Origin of the sequence: Pseudomonas sp. 28 E 9, from assembly GCF_900004785.1 — a bacterium.
Taxonomy (GTDB): domain Bacteria; phylum Pseudomonadota; class Gammaproteobacteria; order Pseudomonadales; family Pseudomonadaceae; genus Aquipseudomonas; species Aquipseudomonas orientalis_A.
The window spans coordinates 220,374-234,637 of sequence record NZ_CVTK01000057.1; the positions used below are offsets into that span (position 1 = coordinate 220,374).

General features: G+C 60.2%; 12 protein-coding genes. 5 read left to right on the forward strand and 7 right to left on the reverse strand.

The genetic code is table 11. The annotated features are described in order from the left end of the window. Positions 1-59 precede the first annotated feature (59 nt). The 4 genes from BFQ00_RS25770 to BFQ00_RS25785 all read right to left on the reverse strand — a co-directional run bounded on the left by BFQ00_RS25770 (position 60) and on the right by BFQ00_RS25785 (position 4,653). Positions 60-560 carry a hypothetical protein gene (locus tag BFQ00_RS25770; protein WP_065935129.1) on the reverse strand — a complete coding sequence of 167 codons (501 nt, stop codon included), beginning with the start codon at positions 558-560 and terminating at the stop codon, positions 60-62. A gap of 81 nt (positions 561-641) precedes the next feature. Continuing rightward, a complete protein-coding gene (locus tag BFQ00_RS25775) occupies positions 642-1,940 on the reverse strand; it encodes a sensor histidine kinase (RefSeq protein WP_065935130.1) in 1,299 nt (432 codons plus the stop codon). Next, complete coding sequence (locus tag BFQ00_RS25780; RefSeq protein ID WP_065887547.1) at positions 1,930-2,628, reverse strand: response regulator transcription factor; 699 nt, start codon at positions 2,626-2,628, stop codon at positions 1,930-1,932. Before BFQ00_RS25780 ends, BFQ00_RS25775 begins: the two co-directional genes overlap by 11 nt. A 75-nt stretch (positions 2,629-2,703) precedes the next feature. Next, the gene (locus tag BFQ00_RS25785) at positions 2,704-4,653 is read right to left on the reverse strand and encodes an LTA synthase family protein (protein WP_065935131.1); all 1,950 of its coding nucleotides are present in this window, start codon (positions 4,651-4,653) and stop codon (positions 2,704-2,706) included. 199 nt (positions 4,654-4,852) lie between these two features. On the opposite strand from BFQ00_RS25785, the gene colR reads away from it, so the two are divergent. The 5 genes from colR (at position 4,853) to BFQ00_RS25810 (ending at position 8,623) form a co-directional block, all read left to right on the forward strand. Beyond that, positions 4,853-5,536, forward strand: a complete 684-nt coding sequence (gene colR / locus BFQ00_RS25790) for a two-component system response regulator ColR (RefSeq protein WP_003208587.1) — start codon at positions 4,853-4,855, stop codon at positions 5,534-5,536. Beyond that, the gene (locus tag BFQ00_RS25795; RefSeq protein WP_065887549.1) at positions 5,526-6,806 is read left to right on the forward strand and encodes a sensor histidine kinase; all 1,281 of its coding nucleotides are present in this window, start codon (positions 5,526-5,528) and stop codon (positions 6,804-6,806) included. Before colR ends, BFQ00_RS25795 begins: the two co-directional genes overlap by 11 nt. Before the next feature lie 188 nt (positions 6,807-6,994). Continuing rightward, on the forward strand, positions 6,995-7,675 hold the full coding sequence (locus BFQ00_RS25800) for a class I SAM-dependent methyltransferase (RefSeq protein WP_065887550.1): 681 nt from the start codon (positions 6,995-6,997) through the stop codon (positions 7,673-7,675). Positions 7,676-7,679: 4 nt separating this feature from the next. Then, the gene (locus tag BFQ00_RS25805) at positions 7,680-8,399 is read left to right on the forward strand and encodes a lipopolysaccharide kinase InaA family protein (protein ID WP_065887551.1); all 720 of its coding nucleotides are present in this window, start codon (positions 7,680-7,682) and stop codon (positions 8,397-8,399) included. Then, positions 8,396-8,623 (forward strand): hypothetical protein, encoded by a 228-nt coding sequence (locus BFQ00_RS25810; RefSeq protein ID WP_065887552.1) that lies wholly within the window; start codon positions 8,396-8,398, stop codon positions 8,621-8,623. The genes BFQ00_RS25805 and BFQ00_RS25810 overlap by 4 nt, the downstream gene beginning before the upstream one ends. Before the next feature lie 78 nt (positions 8,624-8,701). Here the strand turns inward: BFQ00_RS25810 and BFQ00_RS25815 are convergent, their stop codons facing one another. The 3 genes from BFQ00_RS25815 to BFQ00_RS25825 form a co-directional block, all read right to left on the reverse strand. After that, on the reverse strand, positions 8,702-11,749 hold the full coding sequence (locus BFQ00_RS25815; RefSeq protein WP_065935132.1) for a multidrug efflux RND transporter permease subunit: 3,048 nt from the start codon (positions 11,747-11,749) through the stop codon (positions 8,702-8,704). Further along, positions 11,746-12,903 (reverse strand): efflux RND transporter periplasmic adaptor subunit, encoded by a 1,158-nt coding sequence (locus BFQ00_RS25820; protein ID WP_065935247.1) that lies wholly within the window; start codon positions 12,901-12,903, stop codon positions 11,746-11,748. Before BFQ00_RS25820 ends, BFQ00_RS25815 begins: the two co-directional genes overlap by 4 nt. Before the next feature lie 258 nt (positions 12,904-13,161). After that, positions 13,162-14,262: a DUF1513 domain-containing protein gene (locus tag BFQ00_RS25825; protein ID WP_065935248.1), complete on the reverse strand. Its 1,101-nt coding sequence runs from the start codon at positions 14,260-14,262 to the stop codon at positions 13,162-13,164. Positions 14,263-14,264 lie beyond the last annotated feature (2 nt).

The following is a 14,264-nucleotide window of genomic DNA, read 5'->3' on the forward strand; positions in this document are numbered from 1 at the left end:
CTGAAAAACCCCGCCTGCAGTGATGCAGGCGGGGTTTTTTATGGCGCAGGTTTTATCATTCAGCCCATGGCACGCCGTCGCAGCAGCTTCTTGAGTATCATCCCCCGCGCGAACATCAACGGCGCGCGCAACACATATGCCATGGTGCCGTGCGCAGCAGCTTCAGACAGTGGCTGATATTCAGGCAGGTGCGTGGGCTTTTTTTGAAGCGCCGGGCTTTGCCGCTCCCAATGCCCGGACATGACGACCATGCCCAGCAGTTTGAGGGCATTGGCATAATAATCATGGGACCTCAACGAGCGGCGTTGCAGGTTGTCCCAGATGTTATTCAACCAAGGTTGATTATCAGGGCTGATCATCGCGCTGACGCCCGGTGCGGCGATGAACACTGGATCGTCAGGGGCTTCGTCAAGTGGTCTGCCATCTACCCGGTAGCCGCTGTTGAACGCCGCCGGTGGCGTCACCGCAGTCTTGGCAGAAGCGCAACGGGGTAAAACCGCGCCCGTCACGAGGCACAGCGACAGCATCAGGGCAAGCGCGGATTTCTTGGTGAAACACATGAAAGGGCTCTCCGACCTGGTTCAGGCGCAGAGGTTACAAGCTATCGCAAAGCTCTACTGTCACCGGCTGTAACGTCCGGGTCATTGCGGGCGCAGCGGCAGGACCAGGCTCACGCGTGCGCCGCCCAGCGGGCTGCGAGTCACTGACAGTTCACCGCGCAGCCACTGGGTGGCGCGTTTTGCCAGCGCAAGACCGAGGCCGAAGCCGCCGGGTTCATCGCCGCCCATGGCCAGCCGGACAAAGGGTTCGAAGATTTTTTCACGGTTTTCCGCGACCACGCCCGGGCCGTCGTCATCGACATGCAGTACCAGATGATGCGGGTCGTGGTACGCCGCACTGACACGCACCTGATCGCGAGCGTAGGTGATGGCATTGCTCAGCAGGTTGCGCACAATCAGATGCAACAAGGCGCGGTCACCGATCAGCTCCAGGTGCAATGGCTCGATTTCCAGGCTCAGCCGACGATGGTGCCCGTCAAGCAGGGCAAACTCCTGATGCAACCAGTCACGGATGGGGATCGGCTCATAGTGCAGGTCGCTCGGCGCCCCGGCCATCCGCGCAAAGGCCAGGCTGGCGCGAACCAGGGCCTCGAGTTCCTCGACATCAATTTGCAGGCGTTTCTCCAGGCGGTTGCGCGTGGCGGCGTCTTCACTCTTGCCGAGCAAGGTCAAGGCGAAGCGCATGCGCGCCAGTGGCGTGCGCAGTTCGTGGGACACGGCCTGGGAGACTTCGCGATGGCGCTCGCCCATGGCGGTGATGTGTTGCGCATGCTGTTGCAGGGTGTGCAGCAACGGCGTCCATTCCTTGCCCATGGCCGGCAGCAGGGCATTGGGCGTATGGGCCAGTTCACCCAGGCAGCCATTGAGCGTATCAAGGTCGAGGCTGCGCTGGCGGCGTGTGCGCAGGCTGATCCAGAGCAGCAACACTAAAGGCAGGGCTGCGATGCAGGCCGTCACCCAATATATCGGAAATGTCAGCAGGTCCTTGACCTCGGCGGTGCCCCATAGCGGGCCGAATTGGATGGCTGTCTCGTCGTCGAAGGGGAAGTAAGTCATGTCTTCATCGCTGTTTTGCGCGGGTTGCTGATGCTTCAACATGATCAGCGCTTCCGGTGGCAGCTCGACATCCTTCAGCTTTATCAGGGCCACCGGGTATTGGAAGCGTTCGCGCAGCGTCTGCATGCGCGCCTCGCGTTGATCGGCAGGCAAGGTTTTGAGTTGTTCCGCCACCAGGTAGCCTGGCCCCGCCATCAAGCGCAAAAAGCTGTACTCACCCACATACACGGCGGTATTGGCACACAGCCATAACAGATAAAAGGTCAAGCCGGCCCAGCCTGCTCCGGCCACCAGTGCCATCCAGGGTTTGAACTTACTCGACATGTCGACCGCCCTGAGGAATTTCGACAAACAGATAGCCTTGTGCGGTGATGGTTTGGATGGTCACGGGGCACGCCAGGCTCATGAGCTTTTTACGCAAGCGCGAAACGCGCATATCGACAGAGCGATTGAGCCCGTCGTACTCCAGGCCGCGCAGGCTTTGAAGCAGTTTCTCCCGTGTGAGCAACACGCCGCTGTGCCGGGCGAAAATCGCGAGCAGTTCGAACTCGGCGACCGAGAACTGCAAGGGCTGCTCGTCGAGCCAGGCGAAATGGCTATTGAGCTCCAGTCGAAAACTGTGCCACTGATAAAACGCCCGAGGCGCCTGCGGGTGGCGGCGCAGTAACGAGCGGATTCTGGCCAGCAGCAGGAGCGGGTCGACCGGCTTGACCACATAGTCGTCCGCCCCGGCATTGAACCCGGTCAATTGCTCGGCGTTTTCATCCAGCGAGGTCATCATCAGGATCAAGCCGCAATACTGGGCGCGGATCTGCCGGCACAGGGAGAAACCGTCAAGGCCGGGCAACATCACGTCCAGAATCAATAATGCCGGCTGCTCGTCGACAATGCGTTGCGCCGCGCGGTCACCACGGTGTTCCACCGCAACGGTAAAACCTTCCGCGCGCAGGAACTCGGCCGTCAATGCGGCCAATGGGCGATCATCTTCGATCAACAGGAGGGTGTCGGACATGAGCGGGCGTCGTTGCAGGAAAGGACGCAAGTGTTACGCCCTTGCCTGGCGCCAGGCAAGGGCTGCGTAGGGCCGTCAGCGTGTGCTGATGGCCGGCGTCGTATCCTTGGGCGCTTTCCAGCTCAACAGCTGCTGCTTGTACCCATAACTGGCCGCTTGGTAGTAGGTGATCGCCCGTTGGATCAACGGGTCGTCGCTGCCGACGCGCAGTTCCTGGCTCTCGCCCAGCGCCTGGTCATGGCGACGCAGGCCCTTGCGTGGGCTGAGGATGGCGAGGTTGGTGCCGTCAAACAGACCCAGATGTTGGTAATTGCCGAGCACTACGCGCGGTGGTAGCGGGTTGTCCTGCAACAGATTGCGGCCGAAGAAGGTCGATTCGTAGCTCAGGTTGATCAATCCCAACAACGTCGGCGCCAGGTCGATCTGGCTGGCCAGTTGCGCGGTTTCCCGGGCCTCGATCAGCTTCGGCGCATAGATAAACAGGGGGATCTGGTAGTTGGCGATGGGCAGGTCTTCCTTGCCTGCGCTGCCGGCCGTGTGGTCGGCGACGAACACGAAGATGGTGTTATCGAACCAGGGCTTCTGGCGCGCAGCGTCGAGGAATTGACCGATGGCGTAATCGGTGTACTTCACCGCGCCGTCGCGGCCGTTGCCGGATTTGATATCGATGCGCCCGTCCGGGTAGGTGTAGGGGCGATGGTTGGAGGTGGTCATCAACTGCAACAGGAACGGCTGCTGGCGGGCGTAATCGGCATCGGCCAGTGTCAGGGTCTGTCGGTAGAGATCTTCGTCGGCCATGCCCCAGGCGTTTTTAAACGAAATTTGCGACTCGGGCACGCTGCTCTGGTCCACCACGCGATAACCGTTGCCACTGAAAAACGCGTTCATGTTGTCGAAGTAACCGCGTCCGCCGTAGACAAACACGCTGTCGTAGCCAACGGCGCCGAGCTGCTGCCCCAGGCTGGCGAAACCGCTTTCGCGGCCGATGCGCTTGACGATAGAGCGCCCGGGCGTAGGTGGAATCGCCAGGGTAATGGCTTCCAGGCCACGGTCGGTACGGGTGCCGGTGGCGTAGAAGTTATTGAAGTACAGGCTCTGTTGGCGCAGCGCATCGAGGTTGGGCGTGAGATTGCGCTCGTCACCGTTGCTGCCCATGTATTTGGCACTGAAGCTCTCGATAGTGACCAACACGATATTGGGTTTGCGCAGCGTGCCGGGGTGGGTGATGGCGCGACGGATGTCGAGTGGGTCCTGGCCGATGAAGCGGGCGTTGGGTTCACTGAGTTCGGCGCGCAATTGCTTGGCGACAACGTCAGTTGGCAGGCTTTTGTAGAACTGGGTGTAGTCCAGTTCGTTGTTACGAAACGCGGCAAAGAACTGATAGGGGCCATTGCTGGCCAGTTCGTTGTTGTAGGCGTTGCCGCCCTGGGTGCGCGGGTGGTCCTGGCTGATCAATTGCAGGCTGATGCCGGCGACTGCCAGCAAGGCCAGGGCATTCACCAGGCGGCCACGCATTGCCGGTAACGGCGCGGCCATCGCGGCGTTGAAGGGCCTGCGCAGGGCCACGCTCAGGATCAGTGCGAGCATTGCCAGCAGACTGAGCAGCTTACCGATCGGGTAGGACTCCAGCAGGTTGTTCAAGACCTCGTCGGAGTACACCAGGTAATCAACGGCGATGAAGTTGAAGCGCACGCCGAACTCATCCCAGAACAGCCATTCAGCCACCGCAGTGAACAGCATCGCAAACAGGCTTGCGCTGAGCAGCGCTTGCAGGAACCAGCGATGCCCGCGGCGACGCCACAGCGCGGGTGGGCACAGCAACACGTACAGTCCCAGCGGCAATGCCGCATAAGCCAGAAACCCCAGGTCGTAGAGCAAACCCACGCCAAATACCGGCAGCAGGTTGCCGCCGACTTCATTCAGGTGAGTCACGAGCAGCACGCTGCGGGTGAGCAGGAAAATAACCAGCCAGGTACCGGTTACCAACAACAGATAGCGCATAGGCGCTGTTTTGGGGAATCCCATGTGCAACTTCCTTTTATCGATGGGAGCGATGTTCACGCTGACGCTGTCGTCGGCGTGTGAAGCGATAGTGAAAAACTCGTTCAGCCGGCTAATCAGTTGAAAACCTTTATCGACCGGCCCGGCAGGCCTATCCCTGAACTGCACTTGGCCTTAAGCTGCGCGAGCCAACACGGCTGTTACCGCGTACGGAGCACTGCCCATGCGAATTTTATTGGTTGAAGACAACCGCGATATTCTGGCCAACCTGGCCGATTACCTGGGGCTCAAAGGCTACACAGTGGATTGTGCCCAGGACGGCCTGTCGGGCCTGCACCTGGCGGCAACCGAGCATTACGACTTGATCGTGCTCGACATCATGCTGCCGGGCATCGATGGCTACACCCTGTGCAAACGCCTGCGCGAAGATGCACGCCGCGACACACCGGTGATCATGCTGACCGCCCGTGACCAGTTGGACGACCGGCTGCAGGGCTTCAAGTCCGGCGCCGATGACTACCTGCTCAAGCCGTTCGCCTTGTCGGAGCTGGCCGCTCGCATCGAAGCGGTGCTGCGCCGTGCCCAGGGGGGTGGACGTCGTGCCCTGCAAGTGGGCGACCTCAATTATGACCTGGATACGCTGGAGGTGACCCGCGAAGGGCGCCTGCTCAAACTCAACCCGGTCGGCCTGAAGTTGCTGGCGGTGTTGATGCAGAAAAGCCCCCACGTATTGCGCCGGGAAATCCTCGAAGAAGCCTTGTGGGGTGATGATTGCCCGGACAGCGACAGCCTGCGCAGCCACGTCCACCAACTGCGCCAAGTGATCGACAAACCTTTCGCCAAGCCGTTGCTGCAAACGGTACACGGTGTGGGTTATCGCCTGGCCGAGGGCCGTGATGGAGTTTAAGCAAAGCCTTGCCCAGCGGATCATCATCGCCTTTGCCTTGATGAGTGCGTTGGTCGCGGGGGCCTTCGCCATGGGCATTGTCGCGACCGTGCACCTGGTGGAAGAGAAGTTGATTTCGGCGGGCCTGGGCGGCGACCTGCAACGTCTGCTGTTGATGGACAGCATGGAAGACTGGCGACATCGGCCCGAGCCTGACCAGTTGTTCTATTTCAGCGGCGGCCCCGGCGATTTCGAGTTGCCCAAGGATTTGCGGCATCTGGACCCGGGCTTTCATGAGGTATTTCGCGAGTCGCTGTCCTACCACGCCATGGTCGAAGTGATCGACGGCCGACGCTATGTGCTGCTGCAGGACCAAAGCGATTTCGAAGAACGCGAGCGGGTACTGTTTGCCGTGGTGCTGGTGGGTTTCGTGCTCAGCCTGGCACTGGCGGTGTTCCTGGGTTGGGTGCTGGCGCGCAAGGTGATGGCGCCGGTGGTGCGCCTGGCCCGCCAGGTGCGCCATCGCGACCAGTTGCTGGGGCTTGCGCCACCGTTGGCACCGGACTACGCGGCCGACGAAGTGGGCGAATTGGCCGTGGCGTTCGACGCCACCCTGGGCCGCTTGCGCCAGGCGCTGTCTCGCGAACAGTTGTTTACCAGCGATGTCAGCCATGAATTGCGTACACCCTTGATGGTGTTGGCCAGTTCCTGCGAATTGCTGCTGGAGAATCCGGCCATCGATCAACGCGGGCGCAACCAGGTCCAGCGCATCGCCCGGGCCTGTGAAGAGATGCGCGAACTGGTACAGACTTTCCTGATGCTGGCCCGCGCCAAGCATGACGATGCCGCCATGTCGGCCCAGGTCAACCTGACCCAGGTCGCCGAGGACCTGCTCGGCATCTGGCGCGGGCCCATCGAGCAAAAGGGCCTTGAGTTGATCTACTGCCCGGGCGACCCGCTGGAGACACGCTACAACACAACGTTCCTGCATGCGGTGATGGGCAATCTGTTGCGCAATGCACTGCATTACACCGAGCAAGGGTTTATCCGCCTGACCCTGGAACCGAGCGGCTTTGTGGTGGAGGACACCGGTGTGGGCATCCCGGAAGACAAGCGTGAAGCGATGTTCGAGCCGTTCGTGCGTGGCAGCGAGAAGCGCGGCGAGGGTCTGGGACTGGGCTTGTCGCTGGTGCAGCGTATCTGTGAGAGCCAGGGATGGAGCGTGACCCTGAGCACCATGGAGCCCAACGGCTGCCGTTTTCATGTCGAACTGGGCCAAGTCAAAACCTGACCGATCAGTCTGTCATTTTGCTGCTGCACGACGCCTGCTTTTCGGCGAAGATGGCCCGATGCTACTGAATGTTTCTGTAAAGTCTTGAAATGTATGGGATTGGACAGGACAAGTTTTTCACAACGAGTTGACCTGTTGATCACAGTTCGCTGCTTAGGGTTGTAGGCATCAGTTACCGGAGACGTAAGATGCCTTCCCCGATCAAGTTGGAATTCTCAGAAAAGTACGACGATCAACATGCGCGGCAATATTTGCTCAAGCACCAGGACAATCTGGCTCGCCGGTTGTCCCACAAGCGCGATGAGCAACTGGCGCGCGGTGCGCTGGCCATGGCCGGTGAACCGGGCCTGGTGCTGGACCTGCCGTGTGGTGCCGGGCGCTTTTGGCCATTGCTGGCCGAGAAACCCAATCGTGTGATCATCGGGGCCGACAATTCGGCGTCGATGTTGAAGGTCGCCACGGTGGCCCAACCGGCGGAAGTCGTCAAACGGGTACGCCCTTTGCAGACATCTGCCTTTGATATCGATTTGCCAGATAACTCGGTCGACAGTATTTTCTGCATGCGTTTGATGCACCACATCGGTGACCCGGCGCACAGGATGACAATACTTCGGGAGTTTCAGCGGGTTAGCCGTGACAGTGTGATTATCTCGCTGTGGGTCGATGGCAATTTCAAGGCCTGGAAACGCAGGCGCGCCGAGGTACGGCGTCGTAAGAAAGGTGAGCAGGAAGGTTACCAAAACCGGTTTGTGTTACCGGCTGCTACTGTCGAGGCAGAATTCGAGCAGGCCGGTTTCCGGGTTCAGGAATCCCTGGACTTCATGCCGCTCTACGCCATGTGGCGAGTCTATGTATTGCGCAAGAGGTAACAGGATGGCAGTTGAGTGCGTAGTCGGCAGTCATATAGCTCCCGAAGAACGATTTGATTTTTTCTGGCGTCAGCAGGGCGAGTGGGTGGAAGAACCCAATCGTCGGCGTGGCGGTGAAAGTGGCGTACAGCGGGTGATCAGTCCCAATGGGCGATTGCTCTATTGCAAACGCCAGACTGGCCATATCTACCGCAGTTGGTTGCATCCGTTTGGACGTCCGACCGTACTGCGCGAGCGTGATGCCCTCAAGGGCCTGCGCCTGCTGGATGTACGCGTGCCGGAGTTGGTGTTCTGCGAGGCGCGACGCGACCCGCAGCATCAATGGAAAGCGTTGCTGGTCACCGCGTCGCTGGACGGTTTCGACGAGATCGAAAACTGGTACGCCGCCGGTGGCCGTGAGCAATACGGCGAGGCGGTCCACGAGCGCTTGCTCGAGGAATTGGCCGGTACCCTGGCGCGCATGCACAAAGGCCGCTGGCAGCACGGTTGCCTGTATATCAAGCACATCTTCGTTCGGGTAACCGGCGAGGGCGATGGGGTGAACGTTGAAGTGGCGCTGCTGGACTTTGAAAAATGCCGCCAGCGTTTGACCGCTTATCGGGCCGCCTCCCATGACATGCTGCAATTGCGCCGCCATTCGTCGTGGAACGATACCGACTGGAAAAAACTCAGCTACTTTTACGAGACGGCGTTTGGCAGCGCTATCAAGGGTTTAACCAGATGAAGCTAGAAATAGCACGAGGTTTGTTCCTGGTCGGGGCGTTGGCGGTTACGGCCCTGGCCCTGGCTGCATGGGAACAGCCTCGCACACAGGTACTCAGTGCGACGCAAGGCGGCGGGCAATGCCTGCTGCCACGTGTGGCAAAGGTCAGTGTGGCGGCCAAACCCGATCATGAGTTGCTGTTATTCATGTTCGGGATGTCTCAAGCGATGAGGCCGCAGAGTTGAAACGATTAAAACCCCCACAAAAGGGCTTCGCGATGCGAGGCCTTTTTTTATGGCGCCCTGTTTCAGAACCAGGCAGCGCTATCGGGTCAGTGCCCTCGCTGTGTTGTCCGCTTTGGTCAGCGTCGTATACACCGTGGGCAGGACGAATAGGGTGAACAGGGTGCCGATCGACATGCCGGTGGCGATCACCATGCCGATATCGAACCGACTGACCGAGCCCGCGCCGCTGGAGAAAATCAGCGGTACGACGCCCATTACGGTGGCCAGCGTGGTCATCAGAATCGGCCGCAGACGGGTCGCGGCAGCTTGTTCGACCGCAGCCCGCGCGGACAGGCCTTGTTGCTTGCGCAGTTGATTGGCGAACTCGACGATCAGGATGCCGTGTTTGCTGATCAGGCCGATTAACGTGACCAGGCCGATCTGCGTGTAGATATTCAGGGTGGACCAACCCAGAAACAGCGCGATCAATGCGCCGCACACCGACAGCGGCACGGTCAGCAGTATTACCAGTGAATCACGCAGGCTTTCAAACTGCGCCGCCAGCACCAGGCCGATGATGGCCAGTGCCAGGCCGAACGTGCCCCATAGCGCATTGCCCTCCTGCACGAACTGGCGCGTAGCGTTGCTGTAATCGAAGCTGTAATCCGCTGGTGCCTCGTCCTGGGCAATGGTTTGCAAGGTCTGCAATGCGTCGCTCATGCCGACAATCGGAAAGGCCGACACGGTGACCGAATTGAGTTGCTGGAACTGATTCAACCGCTGGGGACGAACCTGCGGGCTGGAGACGGTGATCAGCGTCGACAAGGGCAGCAATTGGCCCTTGGCGTTCTTTACCGCGTACTGGCTCAGCCATTGGGGGTTGTCCCGGTAGTTGCGCTCGACCTGGGCTATCACTTTGTAGAGATGCCCGTCGATACTGAATCGGTTGATTTGCGCCTCAGCCAGGAGAGTGGTGAGGGTCAGGTCCAGGTCCTCCATGGACACGCCCATCTGGGCGGCCTTGGTCCGGTCAATGTCGACCATGACTTCCGGGCGGTCGAAGGCCAGGTCGATATCCACATAGGCAAACTTCCCCGAGTCGATCGCTCGTTGCTTGATGCGCTCGGCCACGTCCATCATCGAACTGTGGTCCTGCTGGGAACTGATGACAAAGCCGAAGGGCAGCCCTTCACCGGTCCCCGGCAGGGAGGGCAAATTGAATGCGAAGACTTGCAGGCCGGGGTTGCTGTCGAGTTTTTCACGTACGTCGGTCAGGACTTGCATTTGTGTGCGCTCACGTTCCTCCCAGGGTTTGAGCAGGAAGCCGCCGACGCCTGAATGTAATCCGTCCAGGCCGTTGATCTGGAAGGATGAATGATATTCGGGCACGGTATTGAACGGTTCGATAAAGTCCTGGGTGTAGCGATTCAGGTAGGCCAGGTTCGTTGCCTGGGGCGCGCTGGACAGGATGAAAATCAGGCCTTTGTCCTCGTCGGGCGCCAACTCCGAGAGGGTGAACGTGAGCATGGCGGGTATCAGGCAGAGCACGAGCGCGGCGAAAACCAATACCACCGACCGCGCTCGCATGATCTGGCGCAGGCGCCGTCGATAGCGTTTTTTCAGGGCATTGAAAAAACGCTCCAGAGCCAGCGACAGGCCCGTTGGCTGTTCTTCAGGCCGCAGTAAAATGGCGCACATCATCGGTGACAGCGTCAACGCCACGATCCCGGAAATCACCACAGCGCCGGCCAGGGTCAGGGCAAACTCCTTGAACAGCGCCCCGGTCAAACCCTGCATGAAGCCGATAGGCGCAAAAACCGCAGCCAGCGTGATGGTCATGGACACCACCGGAACGCATACCTCTCTTGCCCCCTTGATGGCGGCCTCAAGTGGCGATTTGCCTTTTTCGATGTGCCGGTGGATGTTTTCCATCATCACGATGGCGTCGTCGACCACCAGGCCGATAGCCAGGACCATGGCCAGCAGCGTCAGCACGTTGATGGAATAGCCCAGCAGTTGCATGAGGAACAAAGTGCCAAGCAGCGACAGTGGAATGGTGATGACTGGAATGATCACTGAGCGCAACGAACCCAGGAACAAAAACACCACCAACACCACAATCAGCAAGGCTTCCGTCAGGCTGGACAGCACCTGTTCGATCGAAGCGTTGATATACAGCGTCGAATCGTAGGCGATATCCGAGTGCAGGTCGGGTGGCGCCTGCGTCTGCAATTGGGGCATCAGTTCGCGAACACGCTTGCCCAACTCCAGGGGGTTGGCATCGGGTGTGGCTTGAATACTGATATAGACCGCCGGGGTGCCATTGAAGGTGCTGAAACTGTCGTAGTTTTGCGAGCCCAGCTCAACGCGCGCCACGTCCCCCAGGCGCACCTGGTTGTCGCCCTCGGTTTTCACTGGAATGGCACTGAACCCCTCGACCGATTGGAGTTCGGTGTGGGTGGTCGCGCTGGTGACGACATATTCGCCGGTAAGGTCCCCCGCGACAGGTTGTACGTTGTAGCGTTTGATTGCCTGGGTTATGTCACTGGCGCCCAGACCAAACCCGGCGAGTTTTATCGGGTCGAGCCACAGGCGCATGGCGAAGCTCTGGCTGCCGATAATCTGCGCTTGCGCCATGCCCGGCAGTGTCACCAACCGAGGCTGGACCACCCGCTGCAGATAGTCGGTGATCTGCGCGTTGTTCATGGTTTTGCTGGAAAAGCTCAGGTACATCAGCGCGGTACTGTCCACTGCAACTTTGCTCAATACCGGATCTTCGATGCCGCTGGGCAACTGGTTCCTGACTTCATTGGACTTGGCCAGCAGTTCGGTGAACAGGCGGTCGCTGTCGGCGCCGACCCGACTGTAGATGGAGATGAATGAAATATTCTGACGGCTGGACGAGGTCATATAGTCGATGCCTTGTGCGCTGGCCAGGCTCTGTTGCAAGGGCTGGGTGACGTAACTCTGGATGGTTTGCGCACTCAGTCCCGGTGCGACCGTGGTGACCGTAACCAGTGCGTTTTCCATCTGTGGAAACTGGCGCAGTTGCAGTTTTTCGTAGGCCTGGCATCCAAGCAGCACGATCAGCAGGCTGACGACCACGGCCAGCACCGGGCGACGAATGAACAGGTCGGTGAAGGTCATTGCGCACCCTCCTGATGAGGCATCGGCAGCGTCCCCTCCGGCTGGCTTCGGTCGATACTGATACGCACAGGAGTGCCGTGTTTGAGTTTGAGCTGGCCGGCAGTGACCACCTGTTCGCCCTTGTGCAGCCCCTTGGAAACCACCACCAGGCCATTGCGCCGTTCGCCTGTTTCGACCAGGCGCTGCTCGGCGATCAGTTGCGGCGTATCGCCGGCATCGGAGGCGTGCGGCTCGCCGTGGTTACTGGGTGTTATTACGAAAATGTACTGTCCATAAGGACTGAAGGCGATCGCACTTTCCTGGATCACGGTGTGTGCAGTCGGTTCGTCCAGCAGCACCCGCAGATGGGCGAACATTCCCGGCAACAGCTCATCGCGCGGGTTGGGCAGCGTTGCGCGCACCAACACGTTTCGCGTGCTGTCATCGACAAGCGGGTTGATGGCACTCACCTTGGCGAGGCTGAAGCTGCCGGGGCGTGCCGAGATTTCAACCTGAACCGACTGCCCCTTCCTGATCAGTTGAACGGCTTGCTCGGGCACATAAAAGTCAACGTAAAGCTGGCGTGTGTCCTGCAGACTGGCGATAACCTGGGTACTTTGCAGGTAATCGCCCGCATTGACCTGGCGAATGCCAATGGTGCCGGTGAAGGGCGCGACGATGCGCTTTTTTTCCAGCGCCGCAGTGCGCTGTGCCACGACGGCGGTGTTGCGATTGAGTTCAGCGCCGAGCCGGTCGAACTCGCCTTTGGAGATGGCGCTGATTTCCACCAGTTTGCGGCCGCGCTCAAAGTTCTGAAGGGCCAGGCGCTGGTCGGCCTTTGCCACGTCCAATTCGGCCTGCTCGGTCTGGTACTCAAGCTGCAGCAGGGGCTGCCCGGCCTCGACCCTTTGCCCTGACTCAAAGTGCAGCTGTGTCACGACACCGGGCACCTCAGCCCTCAGGTCGATACCTTGCAATGCCTTGAGCGTGCCCGCCGCCGGCATCTGGCGCTGCCAGGGTATTTCAAAGGCACTGGACGTCGCCACGCTGACCGGTGGTTTTGGCCCATGCAAAAGCTGCAACTGTTGATAAATCCAGTGCGCCTTGTAGCCGGCGAGCATCAGGACGACGGACAGAACGAGGCTGAGCATGATAATCATCCGGCGGCCCGGCATGGTCATAGTGGGGGTCCTTGTGAAACCTGTGCAGGTTGAACGAAGCGCGAGCACGCAAGAGCAGGCGGCGCTGCACTGAGCGCCGCAGTCTTGATCAGGACGGGGACGGGGTTAAGGAGTGGTTTCGCAAGTTATTGTGAGAACACTGTTCCCCTGGTGAGAGACAGTTCCACAGGTTGCGTAGGAGATGTGCCAAACGGCTGTCGGCGGATAGGCTCCCGGGCGTCAGCGCAGGAGCGTTGCGATCAAGATGGGGGGTTACGTCATGAGATGCAGGTGGTTGTCCCACAACCCTGCCGGCAGGGTCAGCGGGGTCGCCACCGGCTGTTTCTGACGGCAATCGTAGAAGCGGCAGCGCCCCTGGCCCGAGGTCACGACAAAGCCGTCCGCCACCGCGCCCACGCCGGCACAGTCCGGCAATGGCCCGTCCAGGCGCAACTCGCCGCTGTCCATGTCCCAGATAAAGAAGCGATTGCCACGTGGCGCCGTCAGCGCTACCAGGCGCAGCTCGCTGTGCACCGCAACGCTGGCGGTGTAGTGCCCCATCGCCTGCCACTGCGCATCGGCCACCGGGAACGCCATGAACGGCTGCCCCGGGCGCTTGATCGCGAGTAATTCGGAACGCTCCTGGGACGGTCCCATGAACTGTTGCCCGGTGAGGATGGTGCCATCGCTGGCGATCCCCATATGGCGCACGCTGTTCATCTGCTGGCCCAGGGTTTCCTTGCTGATCAGGCCGCCGTCGCGGTGCATCAGCACCAGGCTCGGCTCCATGGCGTTGAGGTTCATCTCCACGCGGCTTTCGGCTTCGGTGCGGATGCCGCCGTTGGCCACCACCAGGGTTTCGCCATCGGGCATCCAGGACACCTGGTGCGGGCCGATGCCGTGGGTGGAGATCTCGCCGCTGTACACCAGCCGCTCGCCTTCGAACTTGTACACACCCAACAGGCCACGGCCGGGGTCGGAGGTGTCGTTTTCGGTGGCATACAGCCAATCGCCGCTCTTGTGGATCACCGCGTGACCATAGAAGTGACGATTGGCGTTCGAGGTGATGGTTTGCAACAGCGCGCCGTCACGCAGGTCGATCAGGTAACTCTCGGTGCCCGGACGGCGGGCGACAAACAACGCAATGGGCAGCGTCGGGTGGTTGATGATGTCGTGGCAGCGCTGGCCGACCTGGGTGGCGAACACCTGCTTGCCGTCCAGGCGATAACCAACGGCGTAGTGCCTGCCGTCCGCATCATCGCGCGCCGACAGCAGCAGCGGGCGCTTGTCCTTGTGCTTGAACAGCGTCCAGCCGCCCAAGGTGAGGGCGCTGAGCAGTACGCTGCCAACCGCCAAAGCCTGTCGCCTGAGCATCA

Bases quoted from the DNA above. Each gene is read 5' to 3' on its own strand.
- BFQ00_RS25770 (WP_065935129.1), bottom strand. From the start codon at position 560: ATGTGTTTCACCAAGAAATCCGCGCTTGCCCTGATGCTGTCGCTGTGC.
- BFQ00_RS25825 (WP_065935248.1), bottom strand. From the start codon at position 14,262: ATGCTCAGGCGACAGGCTTTGGCGGTTGGCAGCGTACTGCTCAGCGCC.
- BFQ00_RS25815 (WP_065935132.1), bottom strand. From the start codon at position 11,749: ATGACCTTCACCGACCTGTTCATTCGTCGCCCGGTGCTGGCCGTGGTC.
- BFQ00_RS25805 (WP_065887551.1), top strand. From the start codon at position 7,680: ATGGCAGTTGAGTGCGTAGTCGGCAGTCATATAGCTCCCGAAGAACGA.
- BFQ00_RS25785 (WP_065935131.1), bottom strand. From the start codon at position 4,653: ATGGGATTCCCCAAAACAGCGCCTATGCGCTATCTGTTGTTGGTAACC.
- colR (WP_003208587.1), top strand. From the start codon at position 4,853: ATGCGAATTTTATTGGTTGAAGACAACCGCGATATTCTGGCCAACCTG.
- BFQ00_RS25810 (WP_065887552.1), top strand. From the start codon at position 8,396: ATGAAGCTAGAAATAGCACGAGGTTTGTTCCTGGTCGGGGCGTTGGCG.
- BFQ00_RS25780 (WP_065887547.1), bottom strand. From the start codon at position 2,628: ATGTCCGACACCCTCCTGTTGATCGAAGATGATCGCCCATTGGCCGCA.
- BFQ00_RS25800 (WP_065887550.1), top strand. From the start codon at position 6,995: ATGCCTTCCCCGATCAAGTTGGAATTCTCAGAAAAGTACGACGATCAA.
- BFQ00_RS25795 (WP_065887549.1), top strand. From the start codon at position 5,526: ATGGAGTTTAAGCAAAGCCTTGCCCAGCGGATCATCATCGCCTTTGCC.
- BFQ00_RS25820 (WP_065935247.1), bottom strand. From the start codon at position 12,903: ATGCCGGGCCGCCGGATGATTATCATGCTCAGCCTCGTTCTGTCCGTC.
- BFQ00_RS25775 (WP_065935130.1), bottom strand. From the start codon at position 1,940: ATGTCGAGTAAGTTCAAACCCTGGATGGCACTGGTGGCCGGAGCAGGC.